Origin of the sequence: Nonomuraea sp. LPB2021202275-12-8 (assembly GCF_037044575.1) — a bacterium.
GTDB lineage: Bacteria > Actinomycetota > Actinomycetes > Streptosporangiales > Streptosporangiaceae > Nonomuraea.
In genome coordinates this window covers 208,020-224,220 of sequence record NZ_JBAHWD010000007.1, presented here as the reverse complement: position 1 = coordinate 224,220, position 16,201 = coordinate 208,020, and the positions used below count along the sequence as shown (strand labels likewise).

Sequence of the window (16,201 nt, the reverse complement as noted above, 5' to 3'; positions counted from 1 at the left end):
CGTCGAACCCGGCTTCGGACGGGGCGAGAATCCGGACACGGCTCACGTCATCAGGACAGTCTGGCTCTACCTGGCGTATCGCGCGTAACCTTGGCGGATGATCCGCCGCCTGTTGCGCGTCGTCCTGGCCCTGGTCGCGCTGGGTTTTCTGGGTTACGCCCTGGCCCGCAACTGGGACGACACCCGGGCGGCCGTGGCCGAGATCTCGCCGTGGGCGGTGCTCGGCGCGTTCGTGGCGGTGCTGCTCGGCCAGTTCTGCATGCTGCTCGCCTGGCGCGCGGTGCTCGCGGGACTGGGATCGCCGCTGCCCGTACGGGTGGCCGGGCGGATCATGTTCGTGGGCCAGCTCGGCAAGTACATTCCGGGCGCTGTCTGGGCCTACGCCGCGATGATGGATCTCGGCCGCGACCACGGCAGCCCGCCGCGCAGGACGTTCGCGTGCATCTCGCTGGCGCTGGTGATCAACCTGGGAGTCGGGATCGCCATCGCCGCCGCGACCCTGGCGACCCAGGAGGTCGTGCGCCAGGCGTGGTATCTGCTGCTGCTCGTGCCCGTGATCGCCGTCTGCCTGCATCCCCGCGTGCTCACCTGGGGGCTCAACGTGGCGCTGCGCGTGGCGCGCAGGCCGGCGCTCGACAGCGTGCTGCCCGGCCGCACGGTGCTGGTCGCGGTGGGGTGGACCGCGCTCGGCTGGTTCGTGTACGGCCTGCACACCTGGATGCTCGCCGGCAGGTGGGACCTCTACGTGATCGCGACCGGCGCCTACGCGTTCGCCTGGGCGACGGGGCTGCTCACCTTCGTGGTGCCCGCCGGGGTGGGGGTGCGGGAGGGCGCCCTGGTGCTCGTGCTCGCGCCGATCATCACCACCGGCCCGGCCTTCGCCGTGGCGGTGCTGTCACGGCTGGCGTTCACCCTGGCCGACGCGGCGGCCGCCGGGCTGGCGCTGCTGCTCGGGCGTCAGGTGTCCAGGAGCGCGGCCGTGTACGCCGACCAGAAGGGCGCGGGGTCGACCGCCTTGACCCCCGACCGCAACCTCTCCGGCTCGCCGGAGGCGTAGAAGCCCTCGATCGCCCGCCTGAGCGCCGCCACGTCGCCGGGCTCCACCAGCAGGCCGTCGACGCCGTCGGTCACATGGTCGGCGAGCGCGCCGACGCGGGTGGCGATCACCGGCACGCCGTGCTCGTGGCCGAGCCACACGTTCTGGCTGGCGGTGGCGTTCCTGTAGGGCAGGACGAGCGCGTCTGCCTCGGCGAACAGCTTGGGCACGTCGTCGGCGGCCACGTAACCGGGCCGCAGGTCCACCCGGTCGCCGATCCCCAGTTCCTCGATCAGCGCCCTGGTGCCCTCCAGGCCGCCCCAGAACTCGCCCGCCACGGTCAGCGCGACCCCGTCAGGAAGCGCGCGCAGCAGCAGGTCGAGTCCCTTGTACGGGCGGACGATGCCGAAGAACAGCAGCCGGTGGCGCACCTCGTCGGAGCGTCCCGCGTGGGTGGAGGGCAGGTGCGGCGGCAGCGCCGACACGCGGACGGGACCGGCCGTCAGCTCCCCTGCCAGCGCGGCCTGCTCCCCGGAGTGGGTCAGCGCCCCGTCGACGCGCTTGAGCAGCGCCTTCATCAGCGGCCTGTCGTACGGCTTGCGCTCGTGCGGCAGCACGTTGTGGCAGAGGGCAATGGTCCTGACTTTTCGGCCTATGCCGTACAGGATCCCCAAATATGCGGGGACCTGCACCGGGCTGAGGACGGCCAGGACCACCAGGTCGGCCGTGCGCAGCCGCCTGCCGGCTGCCACCCACCCGTCGGGCCGGCGCCAGTCGAGGTCGCGCACGGTCTTCGGATAGGGGACGCCCTCGGGTGCGGAGATCGTCTGCTGCCCCGGGTAGAGGAACGACGGATACTGCGCCTTCCACGACTCGATCACCACGTCGTGGCCGAGCGCCGCGAGCCGGTGCGCCAGCTCGGTGGTGTGCTGGGCGCCGCCCCCCTTGTACGGATAGGTGGGGCCGACGATGGCGATCCGCACGCTATTCGCCCCGCGACCGCACGATCAGGTCCGCCAGCAGCGCCACCGACCCGATGAGCAGGCCGGACAGGAAGATCATGACGGTGTTGGCCGGGAAGTAGAAGGGATGCTGGATCATGTCCCACACGCCCTTGACGAACCCGATCGCCACCAGCCAGAGCGCCGGCGGCATGAGCACCTTGAGCGGGTTGAAGTACATGATCATCCGCAGCACCTGCAGGATGTACCGGTAGGCGTCGGACACGAAGCTGAACTTCGACTTGCCCGCCCGCTTGGCGTAGTCGATCGGCAGGTAGTAGATGTCGTGCTGGTTGGACAGGAACGACAGCGTGATCGTCGTCACGCAGGAGAACCCGGGCGGCAGCAGGCGCAGGTAGGGCCTGGCCACCGACTTGCGGAAGGCCCGCAGCCCCGAGTTGAGGTCGGGGATCGTCTGCCCGGCGAGCTTCTCCGCCACCTTGCGGATCACCCACTTGGCCGGGACCCGCAGCAGCTTGTGCGAGCCCTCCTCGCTGGTGCGCGCGCCGACCACCTGGTCGACCGTCTGGTCCTTCTCCAGGAGCTGCACCAGCTCGGGGATGCGCTCGTTGGGGTAGGTCATGTCCGCGTCGGTCCAGACGACGATCTCGCCCCTGGCCTCCTGCGTGCCGATCCTGCGCACGGTGCCGGAGCCGCCGTTGCGGTGGAAGGCGCGGATGCGCAGATGGGGATAGCCGGCCGCGGCCTCCTGCAGCCTGGCCAGCGTCGCGTCGGTGGAGCAGTCGTCGACGGCCACCAGCTCGTAGGTGTAGCCGCTGGAGTCCATCGCCCTGGTGATGCGCTCGACTTCGTCGACGACGTGGTCCTGCTCGTTGTAGCAGGGCAGGACGATGGTGACGTAGGGCGCTTCTTCCACGGCGGATCCACTCTGGGGGGGCTCAAGCGTGCTCACGTGCGTCGAGGGTACTCTGCCCCGCCGGAAGCCGAGTCCACATCCGGGCAGGCAGGCGTCAAGCCATCGCCATCCACACGTTGACCCGCAACGTCCAGGTGCCGTCGGGCGGCCCGGTCAGCGAACGCTCGTCCTGCGGCGTCACCAGGGCGATCACCTGCGACGCCGCGCCGTACGGTGAGACCTGCCAAGGCTCGGCGGCCAGCACGACGGGGGTCCGGCCGGCCGCGCGCACCCGTTCGATCAGGCGGTGCACCTCCGGCTCGGCGGCGGTGTCCCCGGCGGCCCGGCGCACCTGTGCGGCCGGGACATCGCACATGCCGCGCACGACCTGGGTGAACCGGTTGGCCGTGACCCGCTCCACGATCAGCACGGAGGCGTCCGGCGGGATCCGCGCGCACATGGCCGCCACCGCCGCCGCCTCCCCGCGCTCCACCGGGGTGAACGCGGTGCCGATCGAGGTCACGACGGGCGGGACCAGCAGGAGCAGCACGCCCACGGGCGCCACCCAGCGCTGGACCGCGCGCAGGCGCCGGCCGGGCCGGGCGGTGTCGCGCAGCCGGTCGTCCAGCCGGTCGCGCAGCCGGCCGAGCCCCCACACGGCCAGCAGGATCAGGCCCGGGATCACCACCGGCACCAGGCGGCGGGCCGCCCAGGGATGGTCGGGGGTGATCTCCGGGCGGAGCAGGGTGGTGACGGCGGTCCAGCCGACGACCGCGAGGGGCAGCAGCCACTCGGGCGAGCCGCCGCGCAGCAGCCGCCGCACCAGGACGGCCGCGGCCAGCGTGGCGAGCACGATCGCGGGGACGCCGATGTACCAGGCCACCCAGTGCAGCGAGTTCTCGAAGTAGAGGCGGGAGCCGTCCTGGGGCAGCCCGTTGGCCTTCTGGATCTGCTCGATGAAGATGTACGTGAGCCGGTCCTCCGGCGTGGCGGGCGTGCGGCGCACGGTCTGCAGCCACGGCCGCGCGGCCAGCGCGGCCATCACGAGCACCACCAGCGCGGCCGCGGCCTCGGGCAGCCGGCGCGGCAGCCGCACGCGGGCCAGCAGCGGCGCGGCGGCCGTGCCCGCGAGGGTGAGCAGCAGGACGACGGCGCAGATCAGCAGCAGCGGCTTCACGGACCGCGACAGGTAGTCCAGGTACGGCCGGGCCAGCAGGTAGGCGGCCAGCAGCCCCACCCCCACCCCGGCGGCGACCCCGGCCAGCAGCGCCCCGCCAAGCCCTGCTCCTGACCAGGGCGGCTGCCCGGCGAGGCCCGGCGATCCCCCCGCGTCGCCGCCCTTGGCGCGGGATCGGGCGAGTCTTCGCATCCCGATCAGCAGTCCCGCGAACGCCAGCGCGGGCAGCACGTCCCGCAGCCCGTCCACTCTGACCAGCACGCTCAGCCCGAACACCAGGCCGGCCAGGGCCATCTCCAGCCGCCGCCGAGCCGGCGACGGCGCGGCGCCATCGGGCTCACCTCCACCTGGCGAGCCGCCGGCCAGGGAGTGCCTGCTCAGGGTGTCGTGGATCAGCGCCAGGCCGCCGAACAGCAGGATCATCGACGGGATCTCGCTGAACGTGGTGCGCGAGGTGTAGAGGACCGGCATGCAGGCCGCGAACGCCAGCGCGGCGACGGGCGCCCAGCGCGCGCCGGCCAGGCGCGCCACCAGCCCGGCCAGCGCCAGCACCGCCAGGGCGCCCAGCACGGCGGGCGTCACGAGCAGAGCGCCGAACCACTCGCCGAGAGCGAACAGCATCGGCGCGCCGGGCATGAACTGCGGCACGACGGCGCCGTCGACCGTGTAGAGCCCGACGCTGTGGAAGATCAGCGCTGGGTCGGCCCCGCCGAACGCCTCGGCGTGCGCCGGGATCGGCAGCGAGCCGTGCCCGGCGAGCCAGATGGCGTACTGCGCGTAGGTGGCGGGGTCGCGCTTCACGGCGAGTTGCTCGCTGTGCATGACGGCGTTGAAGACGCCGGATCCGGCCGCGATCGCGAGCACCGCCGCGACCTGCCGGGCGCTGGCCTCGACGGTCTTCGCCGGGCGGCGCGCACCGGCCCAGCACAGCAGCGCGACTACGGGCGCCCCCACCAGGAAGGCGGGAAGCGGCTGGTAGGCGCCGAGCAGCAGCAGCGGCAGCCCGGACAGCAGCCAGCCGGCCACGGCCAGCGCGGGCAGCACCGAGACCGCCGCGAGCACCCGGCCCGCCGGCGGCCTGCGCGTCTGTTCGAGCCGACCGAGTTCCATCGGTTTGCGAGCGTATCCAACATCACGATGACCGCTCGCCGGTCCCCCGCCAGGCGGGCGACCCGGCGTGTCCGCGGAGCCGAAGGATGACGGTCCGCTGGTCGAAGCCCGGTAGCGTACGCGACGTGCCGGTGGAACGGGAAGACGTGCGAGTGGATGACGGCGCCGGCGAGCGGCGGGACGCCGGGCCCGCGCCTGTTGCCAGGGCCGCCCTCTTCGTGCGGCGGCACGGCTGGTTCGTGGGGCTGCTGGCCGTGGGCGCGGCGCTGCGCGTGGTCGCGGCGCTCGGCTACCGGCCGGCGCTCTGGTTCCCCGACACCTACACCTACATCGTCACCGTCTTCAAGCCGCGCCCCGACCTGGTGCGGCCGGCGGGTTACTCGATGTTCGTCAAGTTGCTGGAGCCGTTCCACGCGTTCGGGGTGGTCGCGGCCGTGCAGCACCTGCTCGGGCTGGCCACCGGGGTGCTGGTCTACTGGGCGGTGCTCCGGCGGGTGCGGCGCGGGTGGGCCGCGACGCTCGCCGCGGCGCCCGTGCTGCTGGACGCCTACCAGATCCAGCTGGAGCACCTGCTCGTCTCCGACACGCTCTTCATGTTCCTGGTCGTGCTGGCCGTGGTGCTCAGCCTGGCGGACCGGCCCAGCGCCGTCACGATCGGTCTGCTGCTGGCCGCCGCCACCCTCACCAGGACCGTCGGCCAGCCGCTGATCCTGCTCCTGGTGGCCTGGTTCCTGCTTCGCAGGCAGGTCCGGCCGGCCGCTGTGCTGCTCGCGGCGGCGCTGGTGCCCGTCATCGCCTATGGCGCCTGGTTCTACGGCACCTACCAGCGCGTCGGCATCATCGGCGCGAACGGCGTCTTCCTCTACGCCCGGACGATGTCGTTCGCCGACTGCGCCCGGATGGATCCTCCGCCGGATCTGCGGGTGCTGTGCGACGCCCGGCCACCCGAGCAGCGGCCGCCCTCTCAGGAGTACATCTGGGCCAAGGACGCGCCGCTGGTGGCGCTGCCCGGCATCACGTTCACCGAGCAGACCGACGACCTGGCGGGCAGGTTCGCCACGCTGGCCATCCGCACGCAGCCGCTGGACTACGCGGCCTCGGTGCTGTCGGAGCTGGGACGTTCGTTCGTGTGGGGCCGGCCGGTCTATCCCGACCAGGAGATCTACGACTACTACCAGTTCCCCACGACCAGCCCGGGGCCGCCGGGCCGCTACGCGGCCCAGCTCGGCGTCGACTACTCCCGGCACTACGAGCGGGGGCCGATCGGCACCGCCGTCGTCGAGCCGTACGCGGGGTGGATGCGGGCCTACCAGGACGTGGCGCGGCTGCCCGGCGCGGTGCTGCTGGCCGTCCTGCTCGTCCCGCCCGCGCTGGCGGCAGGCCGGCGACTGCACGACAGGCGGGCCGGAGCTCCCCCGGGCCGGTGGCGGGAAGCCGGTCCGGCCCCGTGGCTGCTGCCCTGGTCGACGGCAATTGTGCTGTTGGTCACGCCCGCCGCCGCCGCCGAGTTCGACTACCGCTACGTGCTGCCGGCCGTTCCGCTGGCCTTCCTGGCAGCCGCCCTTGCCTGTGGGAATCGTAAAGACTTCCTGAATGATATTCCACGAAATGTCCGGCTCTGAGTATGCTTTGGCCGACAAACATCACGCCTGGGTCACGGTCGATTCCGTCGGTCATGGCTGCGGGTACGCCGTACGTGACCTAGTCTCTTGGCGCAGTACGACCAAGCCAGCGCGTGGAGCGTAGCGAACGAGGCTAGGGGGCGCATGAGTGACCACAGAAGCGCGTCCACTCCGGACCGCAGGGTCGCCCCGCCACAGCCCGGCAGCCGGATGGCTCGCAGGCAGGCGGCGGCCGTCCCGTCTGCTCGCAAGCAGGCCCCTCCGCCGCCACCCGACGGCGGCGGGCCTCCGCCGCCACCCGAAGGCCCGCCGCCGTCCGGCCACCGAGGCGGTGGCGGCAGGGGCGACGGCAGGATGCGGGTCCTCGCCTGGGTCAGCATCGCCGCCACCTCCCTCATGGTCGCCGGATCGCTGACCGGCTACACCCTCTACCGCGACGCCTTCGGCAACATCAACCAGAAGAGCGTCAAAGCGGACATCATCACCCCGCGTCCCCGCGACACCGGGGCGCTCAACGTGCTGATCGTCGGTTCCGACACCCGCGCGGGCAAGGGCAACGCGCGGTACGGCCAGGAGCTCGCCAGGACCGCCGACGCGGGCGGCAAGCGCACCGACACGATCATCCTCATGCACATCTCCCCCAACCGGGACAAGGCGCGGCTCATCAGCTTCCCCCGCGACTCGATGGTGGACATCCCCAAGTGCAAGAACGAGTCGACCAAGCAGGAGATGCCGCCCCAGCGAGCGATGATCAACTCCGCCTACAACACCGGCGGCATCGCGTGCACGATCTCGACCATCGAGACGCTCACCGACATCCGCGTCAACCACTTCGTCGAGGTCGACTTCAGCGGCTTCAAGAACATCGTGGACGCGCTCGGCGGCATCGAGATCTGCCTCAAGTCCGGCGTCAACGACAAGGACTCCAAGCTGGTCCTGCCGCCCGGCAAGAGCCTGCTCAACGGCGAGAAGGCCCTGGGTTACGTACGCCTGCGCAAGTACGGCGACAACAGCGACATCCAGCGCATCAGGCGCCAGCAAATCTTCCTCAGCAAGGTGGTCGCCAAGGCCACCAGCGGCGACCTGCTCACCGACCCGGGCAAGCTGACCAGTTTCATCAAGGCCGCGGCCGGCTCGGTGACCATGGACCCGGACCTGGCCAACGACCCCGAGCAGCTCATCGAGATCGCCGCCAGCGCCAAGGAGCTGACCGCGGGCGGGGTCAAGTTCACCACGATCCCGTGGATCCCCGACCCCGAGGACGAGAACCGGGTGGTCTGGAAGCAGCCCGACGCCGGCGACCTGTTCCACGCGATCAAGAGCGACACCGAGATCGCGCCCCCGTCGCCCTCGGCCACCGCCAGCACCGCGCCCAAGACCACGATCAAGCCGGAGCAGGTGCAGGTCCAGGTGCTCAACGGCACCACCACCAAGGGCCGGGCCCGCGAGGTGGCCGACCTCCTCACGAAGGAGGGTTTCAAGGTCACCCAGCTCGGCAACTACCAGACCTCTGACGGCCAGAGCCTGTCCACCACCGAGATCCGCTATCCGAAGACCGCCTCCACCGGCGCCGACTACGCCGGCGTGCTGGCCGGCCAGGTGACGCCCAAGGCGGATCCGGAAGCGGGCAGGGCCAAGGCCACCACCACCGAGGCCTACTACGGGCCGGCGACGAGCGCGACCACCACGCCGAGCGGCACGGCCAAGAAGGTTCCGGTCATCCAGCTCATCGTCGGAGCGGACTTCAAGGGGGTCAAGGTGACCAAGCTGCCCGACAGCGTCGAGAAGTCCACGATCACGGCCTCGGAGCAGAAGAACGTCTGTGTGTAACCCTCCAAGTTGGCTGTGTAAGCCCGGCAATCACGGGCTTGTCGTGAGACAGGACCCCGAAGCCGGGATATCGTGTTGCGGGTCGGCGACGCGGCTCGCCTTGCGCCGTCAAGGGCGATGCTGGGCAGGCCGCTTCGCGTTCCCCGGCCCCGAGCGAAGCTGAGCGACTTTCCTGTGTCTGAGACCAAGCACTCTCCCCCGGTCACCGCTCCGAGCGACGAGAGTGCGGGCCCCGCCAACACAGGCGCCCGATGGCCGCTGCCGGAAGAGACCTTCTGGAGCGAGCAGACCGACCCCCACGGCGTGCTGCCCGAGGGGGACAAGCAGGGCAAGCCGGAGGCCGCGAAGGAGCCCGAGCCGCCCAAGCGCAAGCGCGACCCCTACCTGGACAACGTCAAGTTCGTCCTGATCGCCCTGGTGGTCGTCGGCCACTCACTGGTGCCGACGCTCAGCGCCGACTCATCCCGGGCGCTCTACATCTTCATCTACACCTTCCACATGCCGCTGTTCGTGCTCATCAGCGGCTATCTGTCCCGGAATTTCTGGAACTCCAACGCGAAGACCAACAAGCTGGTCGACACGTTCCTCGTTCCGTACGTGATCGTCGAGGTCGGCTACGCCGCGCTCCGCTTCTCGCAGGGCCAGAAGTGGAGCCTGACGATCATCGATCCGGCCTGGCTCAACTGGTATCTGCTGGCGCTGCTGTTCTGGCGGCTGTCCACGCCGGTGTGGAAGCGGATGAAATACCCCATCCCGGTGGCCATCGCGATCTACCTGTTCGCCGGGTTCTCGCAGATCTCCGGCGACTTCAGCATGGACCGGTTCTTCGGCCTGATGCCGTTCTTCGTGATCGGGCTCGTCATGCAGCCGGAGCACTTCGAGCGGCTCAACCGCCGCTGGATCAAGATCGCGTCCGCGGTCACGGTGCTCGCCGCCGCCGCGGTGGCCATCGTGATCGCCCCGAGGGCCCCGCTGGCGCCCTTCTACTTCAAGGACAGCTTCCAGGACATGGACCTGTCGTGGTGGATGGGCCTCGGCGTGCGGACCGGGATGCTGATCTGCGCGCTGGCCATGTGCATCGCGGTGCTGGCGCTGGTGCCCAGGGGTGAGACCTGGTACTCAGATCTCGGCACCCGCACCCTCTACTGCTACCTGCTGCACGGCATCCCGGTGCTCATCGCCAAGGAGCAGGGTTGGCTGGAGCTGCCCTGGCTGCACGGCCCGCTGGGAGTCCTGGCGATCAGTTTCAGCTGTTTCGCCCTGGCGATCGTGCTGTGCCTGCCGGAGACGCGGACGGTGTTCAAGTGGGTGCTGGAGCCCCGCCTGACATGGCTATACCGGCGGCCATCCAGGAGTTAAGCGGTAGTTTCACCCGCATTCACGCCTATGACCTGGTAAGCCCCGAGCATCGACGCATGCGGGTATGCGTTGCCACGACCGTCCATCATCCCGAGGACGCCCGGATCATGCACCGGCAGATCCGGGCCCTGCTCGACGCGGGCCACGAGGTGACCTACGTCGCGCCGTTCAGCTACTTCAACGTGACGCCCGCCGCGGGCCTCACCGCCGTCGACGTGCCGCACGAAGCCGCCTACGGCAGGGCGCGCGCGGCGCTCAGGCGCGGCGTCAGGGACGCGGACCTGCTGATCGTGCACGACCACCGCCTGCTGCGCACGCTGCCGTTCCGGCGGCCACCCGTCGTCTGGGACGTGCGTGAGCAGGTCTCCGGCGGGCGCCTCGCGCGTGCCGGACGGCGGCATCACGTGATCACGCCCGCCGCGGTGCCGGAGGCCACCCTGGTGTCGCCCGCCCCTCCGCCACCCGGCGACACCAGGGTGGTCCATCTCGGGCGGCTGTCGGCGGACAGGGGCGTGCACGAGCTGATCGGGCTGGCCGGACGGCTCGCCCCGCACGGCATCCGGCTGGACCTCATCGGCGCGGCCGGGCCGGGAGCGCGCCCGCTGCTGAGGGACGCCCAGCGGGTGGGCCTGCTCGACTGGTTCGGCCACGTCCCCCACCGCCACGCCCTGCGCATGGTCGAAGGGGCCCTGGCCGGGCTCTCGCTGGCGAGCACTCCGGGCGGGACCCCGACGAAGATCCTCGACTACATGGGCCGCGGACTGCCGGTCGTCACCACCGCGCCGGGCGCCTCGCTGGTGGAGCAGGCCGGCTGCGGCCTCGTGGTGCCGCTGGACGTGGACGCCGTCCTGGACGCCGTCCTGGACCTCAAGGAGGACCCGGAGCGGCGGCTCGCCCTCGGCAGGCACGGTCACGCCCACGCGCTGGCCCGCCATCACTGGCCGGACCAGGCGGCGGCGTTCGTGGCCAGGATGGAGGGCTGCGCGGGCGTGCCCGCCCCCGCCCCCTCACTGCCGCTACACAGGCCTGTGTACGTACGCCGATCCGCGGAGTGATGGTCACCGTGCTCGCCGGTTGATGTACTGGAGGGCATGGCATCGCATCTGATCCAGGGCCGGACGGTGGGCATGCCTGTCCGGATACGGGACGTGACGGTCTGCAGCGCCATGTACGCCGTCCGCGCCGACGCCGCGCGGGCGGTCATCGCGTACTCAGGGCTTGACGTGACGGAGGTCGTCCCCGGCAAGGCCGTCTGCGTGCTCCTGTTCGCCGACTACCGTGACGGCGACCTCGACACCTACCACGAGTTCGGCATGGCCTTCCTGATCAGGCCGCCCGGCTCGGCGGGCGCCACAAGACCGGGTGATCTGCGAAATTCGGCCGCGTTCGTCCACTGGCTCCCGGTCGACGAGCACTTCACCATGGAGGCCGGGCGCGCGCTGTGGGGTTTCCCGAAGGAGCGCGCGGACATCGACCTGCGTCTCGGCTCGCCCTACAAGCGCTGCATCCTGCGCAAGGACGGCAGGCTGGTGCTGGACATGCTGGTCAAGCCGGGCATCCCGCTGCCCGGTCCCGGGCCGCAGGTCGGCTTCGACGCCTTCACCCACCGCGACGGCGTCACCAGGCGCGTCCCGGTGACCTTGCGGGCACGCGGCGTCCACGTCCGGCCGAGCGGCGCCCTCATCAGGCTGGGCAACCATCCGATCGCCAAGGAGCTCAGCGAGCTGGGCCTGCCGAAACGCCCCCTGCTGGCCTCCACGGTCGCCCACGCCGCCCTGTCGCTGCGGGAGGCCGAGCCCCTCCTCTGACCGGCGCCGAGCAGGCCGACGCGGGCGCGTCCGCCCGGAAGCTCCAGGCTGAACGAGGTGGGCCTGCCGTCGCGATCGCGACCTCAGGCCTCACACGATCGGCGGGCGGCCCAGTTTCACCATGCGCCAGGCGGTCCGCCAGGCCATCGGGCGGCGCTCGCCGGCGGGCGTGCGGAGCCCTTCGAAGAACCCGGTGAACCACGCCTTCAGCGCCATCCCCGACCGCCGCTCGCGGATCAGGGTGAGCACCACCCAGTCGATCAGGTAGAGCGCCGCGAGCGGCCAGGGCAGGTTGCGCCGGGCCAGCCACACGCGGTTGCGCGCGTTCAGCCGGTAGAACTCGGTGTGCCGCGTCGGCGGCACCTGCGGGTGGTACATGACGGTCTCGGCGTCGTACTCGATCCGGTAGCCCTCGCCGAGCAGCCGCCAGGCCAGGTCGGTCTCCTCGTGCGCGTAGAAGAACCGCTCGGGGAGCCCGCCCACCTGGAGGAAGGCCGAGCGCCGGATGGCGCACGCGCCGCCCAGGAAGGTGGTGACGGGCGACGAGCGCTCCGGGTCGCCGGCGCGCAGGCGCGGGACGTGGCGGCGCTGGCCGATGCCGCCGTCGGGGTCCATGACCCGGAAGGAGATCACGGCCAGGTCGGGCTCGGTCGCGAACCGGTCACGGACGTGGGCCACGACCTTCTGGTTGGCGTACCAGCCGTCGTCGTCGAGGAACAGCACCACATCACCGGAGCACTCCTCGACGCCGCGGTTGCGGCCTGCGGGAATGCCGGTGTTCTCGTCAAGCCGGACCGTTCGCACGGTCGCGGACGAGCCAACGGGTGGCGTCGCCGACACCTCGGGCACGTCGGCTCCGTTGCCGACGATCACCACCTCGACGTCGCCGTCGACCTGGTTGAGCGCGGACTCGACCGCCCGGGTCAGCTCCGCGACCCGGTTGCCCATGGTGAGGATGACGCACGAGATCTTCAACGAATCATCGTCCTGACGCGTTGAGAGCACGGGCGGAGCATTCTTTCATGATCACCGAGTCTGCTGGTCTGACTATTGCCTGATATGGGTGGAGCTAAGCGTATCGGAACCGATAGTGAACCCCCACCGAACCGCGGACGTCCGATCAATACGACGGACGAGGAGCCCTGTCGGTTCCGACATGAGATCACGCAAGCCGCCTCGATGCCATGATGCTGACCAGATGGAGGACGACCTGTAGGCATGCCGCCACGAAGCAGGCGACCAGCAGCACCCGGGTGGCCGTGAGATCCCCGGCCACCGCGTCGATCACCGCGGTCGCCAGCGCGAGCAGCGACAGCTCGATCGGCTGCACGATCCGATGGAACTTCGTCGCCGACAGCACCTTCCGGCCCAGCCCGAGCAGCCCGGAGCGGAACTGCACCCCGGACGCCTCGGAGGCGGCCGAGAGGCCCCCCTTGGCCCGTGCCACGTCCACGAGGTCGGTCTCGACCTTGATGAGGATCGCGCCGAGCGCGGCGGCGACCCCCAGCACGGTGTACCAGTCGGGCAGCACGGCCGACGCCCGCCAGCCCAGCCCGACGAGCACCGCGGCCTCGGTGAAGTAGGCGCCGACGCGGTCCAGGTAGACGCCGGCCAGCGAAGTCTGCCCCGTCCAGCGGGCCAGCTCGCCGTCGGAGCAGTCCAGCAGCAGGTAGACCTGCACGAGCACGGCGGCGAGCGCCGCGGCCCAGAGTCCCGGCAGCGCCAGCACGACTCCGGCCACGATCCCCGCGACCGTCATCACCCAGGTGAGCTGGTTGGGCGTGACCGACGTCTTGGTCATCAACCATGTGACGTAGATGGAAAGCCTGCGCATATAGAGCACGCCGGCCCAGTGCTCGCCGTTGCGGCGCTCGAGGTGGCCTGCGGGCTGGGCGACCCGCCGCAGCTCAGCGACCGAAGGCCCGGACATAGTCCTCCACCCGATCGCCGATCTCGGACTCGGGCAGGCGCAGATGCTCCAGGATCGTGTAACGGCCGGGACGGGTGGCGGGGGCCAGCGCGACAGCCTGCGCGAACTGCTCGCTGCTCAGCCCGATGTCGGCCGGGACGACGGGCAGCTCGTGCCTGCGCAGGCAGTCGGTGACCTGCGCCAGCCTGGCGGCGTCCTCCCTGAGGAAGAAGCAGAAGGCGGCGCCGATCCCGGCGAGCTCGCCGTGATTGGAGGTGCCGGGGAAGAGCTGATCCACGGCATGAAGGATCTCATGGTCTCCACCACTCGCGGGCCGAGACGAGCCTGCGATCACCATCGACATGCCGGAAAGGATCAGAGACTCGGCCAGAACGGTCAGGAAAGCGTCGGATTCGATGGAGTCGGTGCGGCCGATCAGCGCCTCCGCGGCGGTGCGGGCCATCGCGCACGCCAGCCCGTCGATGGGCTCGCCGCGCTCCACGTTCCCCAGCTGCCAGTCCTCGATGGCCGACAGGTTGCTGACCACGTCGCCGACGCCCGACCTGACCAGCGAGCTGGGCGCGCTGTGCACGAAGTCGAGGTCCACCAGGATCGCCAGCGGCATCGGCACCCCGAACGTGCCCTTGCCGCCCTCGTACAGCAGCGAGGCGGTCGGCGAGCAGATGCCGTCGTGGGAGAGGTTGGTGGCGACCGCCACCATCGGGATGCCGGCCAGCGACGCGGCGTACTTGGTCGCGTCGATGGTGCGGCCGCCGCCGACGCCCACGACCACCTCGTAGGCACCCTTACGCAGGTCGGCGCCGAGCGAGACGGCCGCCTCGACCGACCCGTCGGCGACCCTGAAGACCTCGGCCTCGCCGAGTGTGGGGGCGATCAGTCCCTCGATGTGGTCACCCTGGCCGGGCCCGACGGCCACCGCGACCCTGCCGGAGGTGGCCACCCGGCTGTCGGCGAGCAGCGCGCCGAGCTGCACCACCGCACCGCGCCTGACCTCCATGGTGAGCGGCGCGGGCAGCATCCTCGCTAGAAGCGGCATCCAGACCCCTCAGTAACGGACGGCTATGGTGCGAGCCTTCGCCAGGTCGTCGTGGTTGTCCACCTCGACCCAGTCCACCTCACCGATGGGCGCGACGTGGATCTGCTCGCCGCGCTCGACCATCTCCTGATAGCCGTCCTCGTAGTAGAGCTGCGGGTCACGCTCGAACGTCGCCTGCAGCGCGTCGGCCAGGCGAGCGGCGGCGCCCGGGCGGATGAGGGTCGCGCCGATGTACTCGCCGTAGGCGTCGGACGGGTCCATGAGCTTGGTGATGCGCCGCAGCGAGCCCCCGTCGGAGAGGGTCACCTTCATCTCCTCGTCGGCGAGCTTCTTGACGTCGTCGACGGCCAGCAGGATGTCGCTGGTCTCGGGCGCCGACAGCAGCGTCTTCTCGACCGAGACCGGGTGCACGGTGTCACCGTTGACCAGCAGCGCCCCCTGGGCGAAGTAGTCGCGGGCGCACCACAGGGAGTAGGCGTTGTTCCACTCCTCGGCCTTGTCGTTGTGCACGAGGGTGAGCTCCACCCCGTGGCGCTCCTCCAGCTCCCGCTTGCGATCGTGCACGGCCTGCGCCGCGTATCCGATGATGACCACGACCTCCCGCAGGCCCACCTCGGCGAGGTTGCGCAGCGAGATGTCCATGATCGTGGTCTCACCGTCGACCGGCACGAGCGCCTTAGGCAGCGTGTCGGTGTACGGCCGCAGGCGTCGTCCGGCTCCAGCGGCCAGCACCATTCCCAGCAACGTGCACTCCTCAGTCGAGCATGACTACGTAGGCCCAAAGGTTAGTTGGCTTTAGGCCCTGTGCGGGTAATCCGCCGTTAGTCTTGCGTTCCCGCATCGGCCGCTTCCACCCGAGAGCGCGGGGCGGCGAGCCAGCACGTCAGACTCTCCCAGCCGAACACGCCCCACAGATAGAGGGCGAGCAGCGCGAACCCGCCCGTCGTCCAGCCGACGAGGACCGCCAGGCCGATCACGATCGAGCGCCCGTCCCAGCCGAGTCCCAGCGTCGACAGCCACGGCGGCGGGTAGACGTGCTGCCGCAACCGGTAGACCAGGTCGTAGTGGTGGAAGGCGATCGCCCCGAGCAGCAGGAAGATCAGCACCGGATGCACGGCGTGGGAGAACCCGCAGGCCGCGATGAAGGTGTACTCGATCACCCGCAGGACGGGCGGCGCGAGCCAGTCCAGCCTGCCGTCGTGCGGGTGCGAGCTGCCCGGCCCGGCCAGCAGCAGCGTCACGGCGGGCGCGAACACCGCGATGGCGTCGGCGCCGGCGACGCCGATCAGCAGCAGCACGCCGGTCACGAAGGCTCCGACGATCAGCGGCGGAAGCGGCGGGAGCTGCCCGGCCACGAGCACGCCCATGCCGCGCGAGAGCGGCCCGTCGTCGCGGTAGGCGACGACCCTGCTGTTCGGCACCGGGATCATGTGCAC

At 70.8% G+C, this 16,201-nt stretch carries 14 protein-coding genes; 6 read left to right on the top strand and 8 right to left on the bottom strand.

Annotation, left to right across the window (positions count from 1 at the left end; all coding sequences use genetic code 11):
- The first annotated feature begins 97 nt into the window (after positions 1-97).
- Positions 98-1,057: a lysylphosphatidylglycerol synthase domain-containing protein gene (locus V5E28_RS16355; protein WP_336207743.1), complete on the top strand. Its 960-nt coding sequence runs from the start codon at positions 98-100 to the stop codon at positions 1,055-1,057.
- Here the strand turns inward: V5E28_RS16355 and V5E28_RS16350 are convergent.
- The 3 genes from V5E28_RS16350 to V5E28_RS16340 all read right to left on the bottom strand — a co-directional run bounded on the left by V5E28_RS16350 (position 958) and on the right by V5E28_RS16340 (position 5,180).
- The gene (locus V5E28_RS16350; RefSeq protein WP_336207742.1) at positions 958-2,019 is read right to left on the bottom strand and encodes a glycosyltransferase family 4 protein; all 1,062 of its coding nucleotides are present in this window, start codon (positions 2,017-2,019) and stop codon (positions 958-960) included. The two genes, V5E28_RS16355 and V5E28_RS16350, sit on opposite strands and share 100 nt — an antisense overlap.
- A 1-nt stretch (position 2,020) precedes the next feature.
- The gene (locus tag V5E28_RS16345) at positions 2,021-2,914 is read right to left on the bottom strand and encodes a glycosyltransferase family 2 protein (RefSeq protein ID WP_336207741.1); all 894 of its coding nucleotides are present in this window, start codon (positions 2,912-2,914) and stop codon (positions 2,021-2,023) included.
- A gap of 94 nt (positions 2,915-3,008) precedes the next feature.
- A complete protein-coding gene (locus V5E28_RS16340) occupies positions 3,009-5,180 on the bottom strand; it encodes a hypothetical protein (RefSeq protein WP_336207740.1) in 2,172 nt (723 codons plus the stop codon).
- Positions 5,181-5,305: 125 nt separating this feature from the next.
- On the opposite strand from V5E28_RS16340, the gene V5E28_RS16335 reads away from it, so the two are divergent.
- The 5 genes from V5E28_RS16335 to V5E28_RS16315 all read left to right on the top strand — a co-directional run bounded on the left by V5E28_RS16335 (position 5,306) and on the right by V5E28_RS16315 (position 11,799).
- Positions 5,306-6,802 (top strand): hypothetical protein, encoded by a 1,497-nt coding sequence (locus V5E28_RS16335; protein ID WP_336207739.1) that lies wholly within the window; start codon positions 5,306-5,308, stop codon positions 6,800-6,802.
- Between the two features lie 144 nt (positions 6,803-6,946).
- The gene (locus V5E28_RS16330; protein ID WP_336207738.1) at positions 6,947-8,632 is read left to right on the top strand and encodes an LCP family protein; all 1,686 of its coding nucleotides are present in this window, start codon (positions 6,947-6,949) and stop codon (positions 8,630-8,632) included.
- Between the two features lie 174 nt (positions 8,633-8,806).
- Entirely contained in the window at positions 8,807-9,991 is a 1,185-nt protein-coding gene (locus tag V5E28_RS16325; protein ID WP_336207737.1) for an acyltransferase family protein, read from the top strand.
- Between the two features lie 56 nt (positions 9,992-10,047).
- Entirely contained in the window at positions 10,048-11,046 is a 999-nt protein-coding gene (locus tag V5E28_RS16320; RefSeq protein ID WP_336207736.1) for a glycosyltransferase, read from the top strand.
- A 36-nt stretch (positions 11,047-11,082) separates the two neighbouring features.
- The gene (locus V5E28_RS16315; protein WP_336207735.1) at positions 11,083-11,799 is read left to right on the top strand and encodes an acetoacetate decarboxylase family protein; all 717 of its coding nucleotides are present in this window, start codon (positions 11,083-11,085) and stop codon (positions 11,797-11,799) included.
- Between the two features lie 90 nt (positions 11,800-11,889).
- Here V5E28_RS16315 and V5E28_RS16310 read toward each other — a convergent pair whose 3' ends face one another.
- The 5 genes from V5E28_RS16310 to V5E28_RS16290 form a co-directional block, all read right to left on the bottom strand.
- Positions 11,890-12,774, bottom strand: coding sequence for a glycosyltransferase family 2 protein (locus V5E28_RS16310; protein ID WP_336207734.1), 885 nt, complete (start codon positions 12,772-12,774; stop codon positions 11,890-11,892).
- A gap of 187 nt (positions 12,775-12,961) precedes the next feature.
- Entirely contained in the window at positions 12,962-13,729 is a 768-nt protein-coding gene (locus V5E28_RS16305; RefSeq protein WP_336207733.1) for a CDP-alcohol phosphatidyltransferase family protein, read from the bottom strand.
- Complete coding sequence (locus tag V5E28_RS16300; RefSeq protein ID WP_336207916.1) at positions 13,707-14,747, bottom strand: iron-containing alcohol dehydrogenase family protein; 1,041 nt, start codon at positions 14,745-14,747, stop codon at positions 13,707-13,709. The genes V5E28_RS16305 and V5E28_RS16300 overlap by 23 nt, the downstream gene beginning before the upstream one ends.
- A gap of 27 nt (positions 14,748-14,774) precedes the next feature.
- Positions 14,775-15,509, bottom strand: coding sequence for a phosphocholine cytidylyltransferase family protein (locus V5E28_RS16295; RefSeq protein ID WP_336207732.1), 735 nt, complete (start codon positions 15,507-15,509; stop codon positions 14,775-14,777).
- Positions 15,510-15,586: 77 nt separating this feature from the next.
- Positions 15,587-16,195: a DUF5941 domain-containing protein gene (locus V5E28_RS16290; protein ID WP_336207915.1), complete on the bottom strand. Its 609-nt coding sequence runs from the start codon at positions 16,193-16,195 to the stop codon at positions 15,587-15,589.
- Positions 16,196-16,201 lie beyond the last annotated feature (6 nt).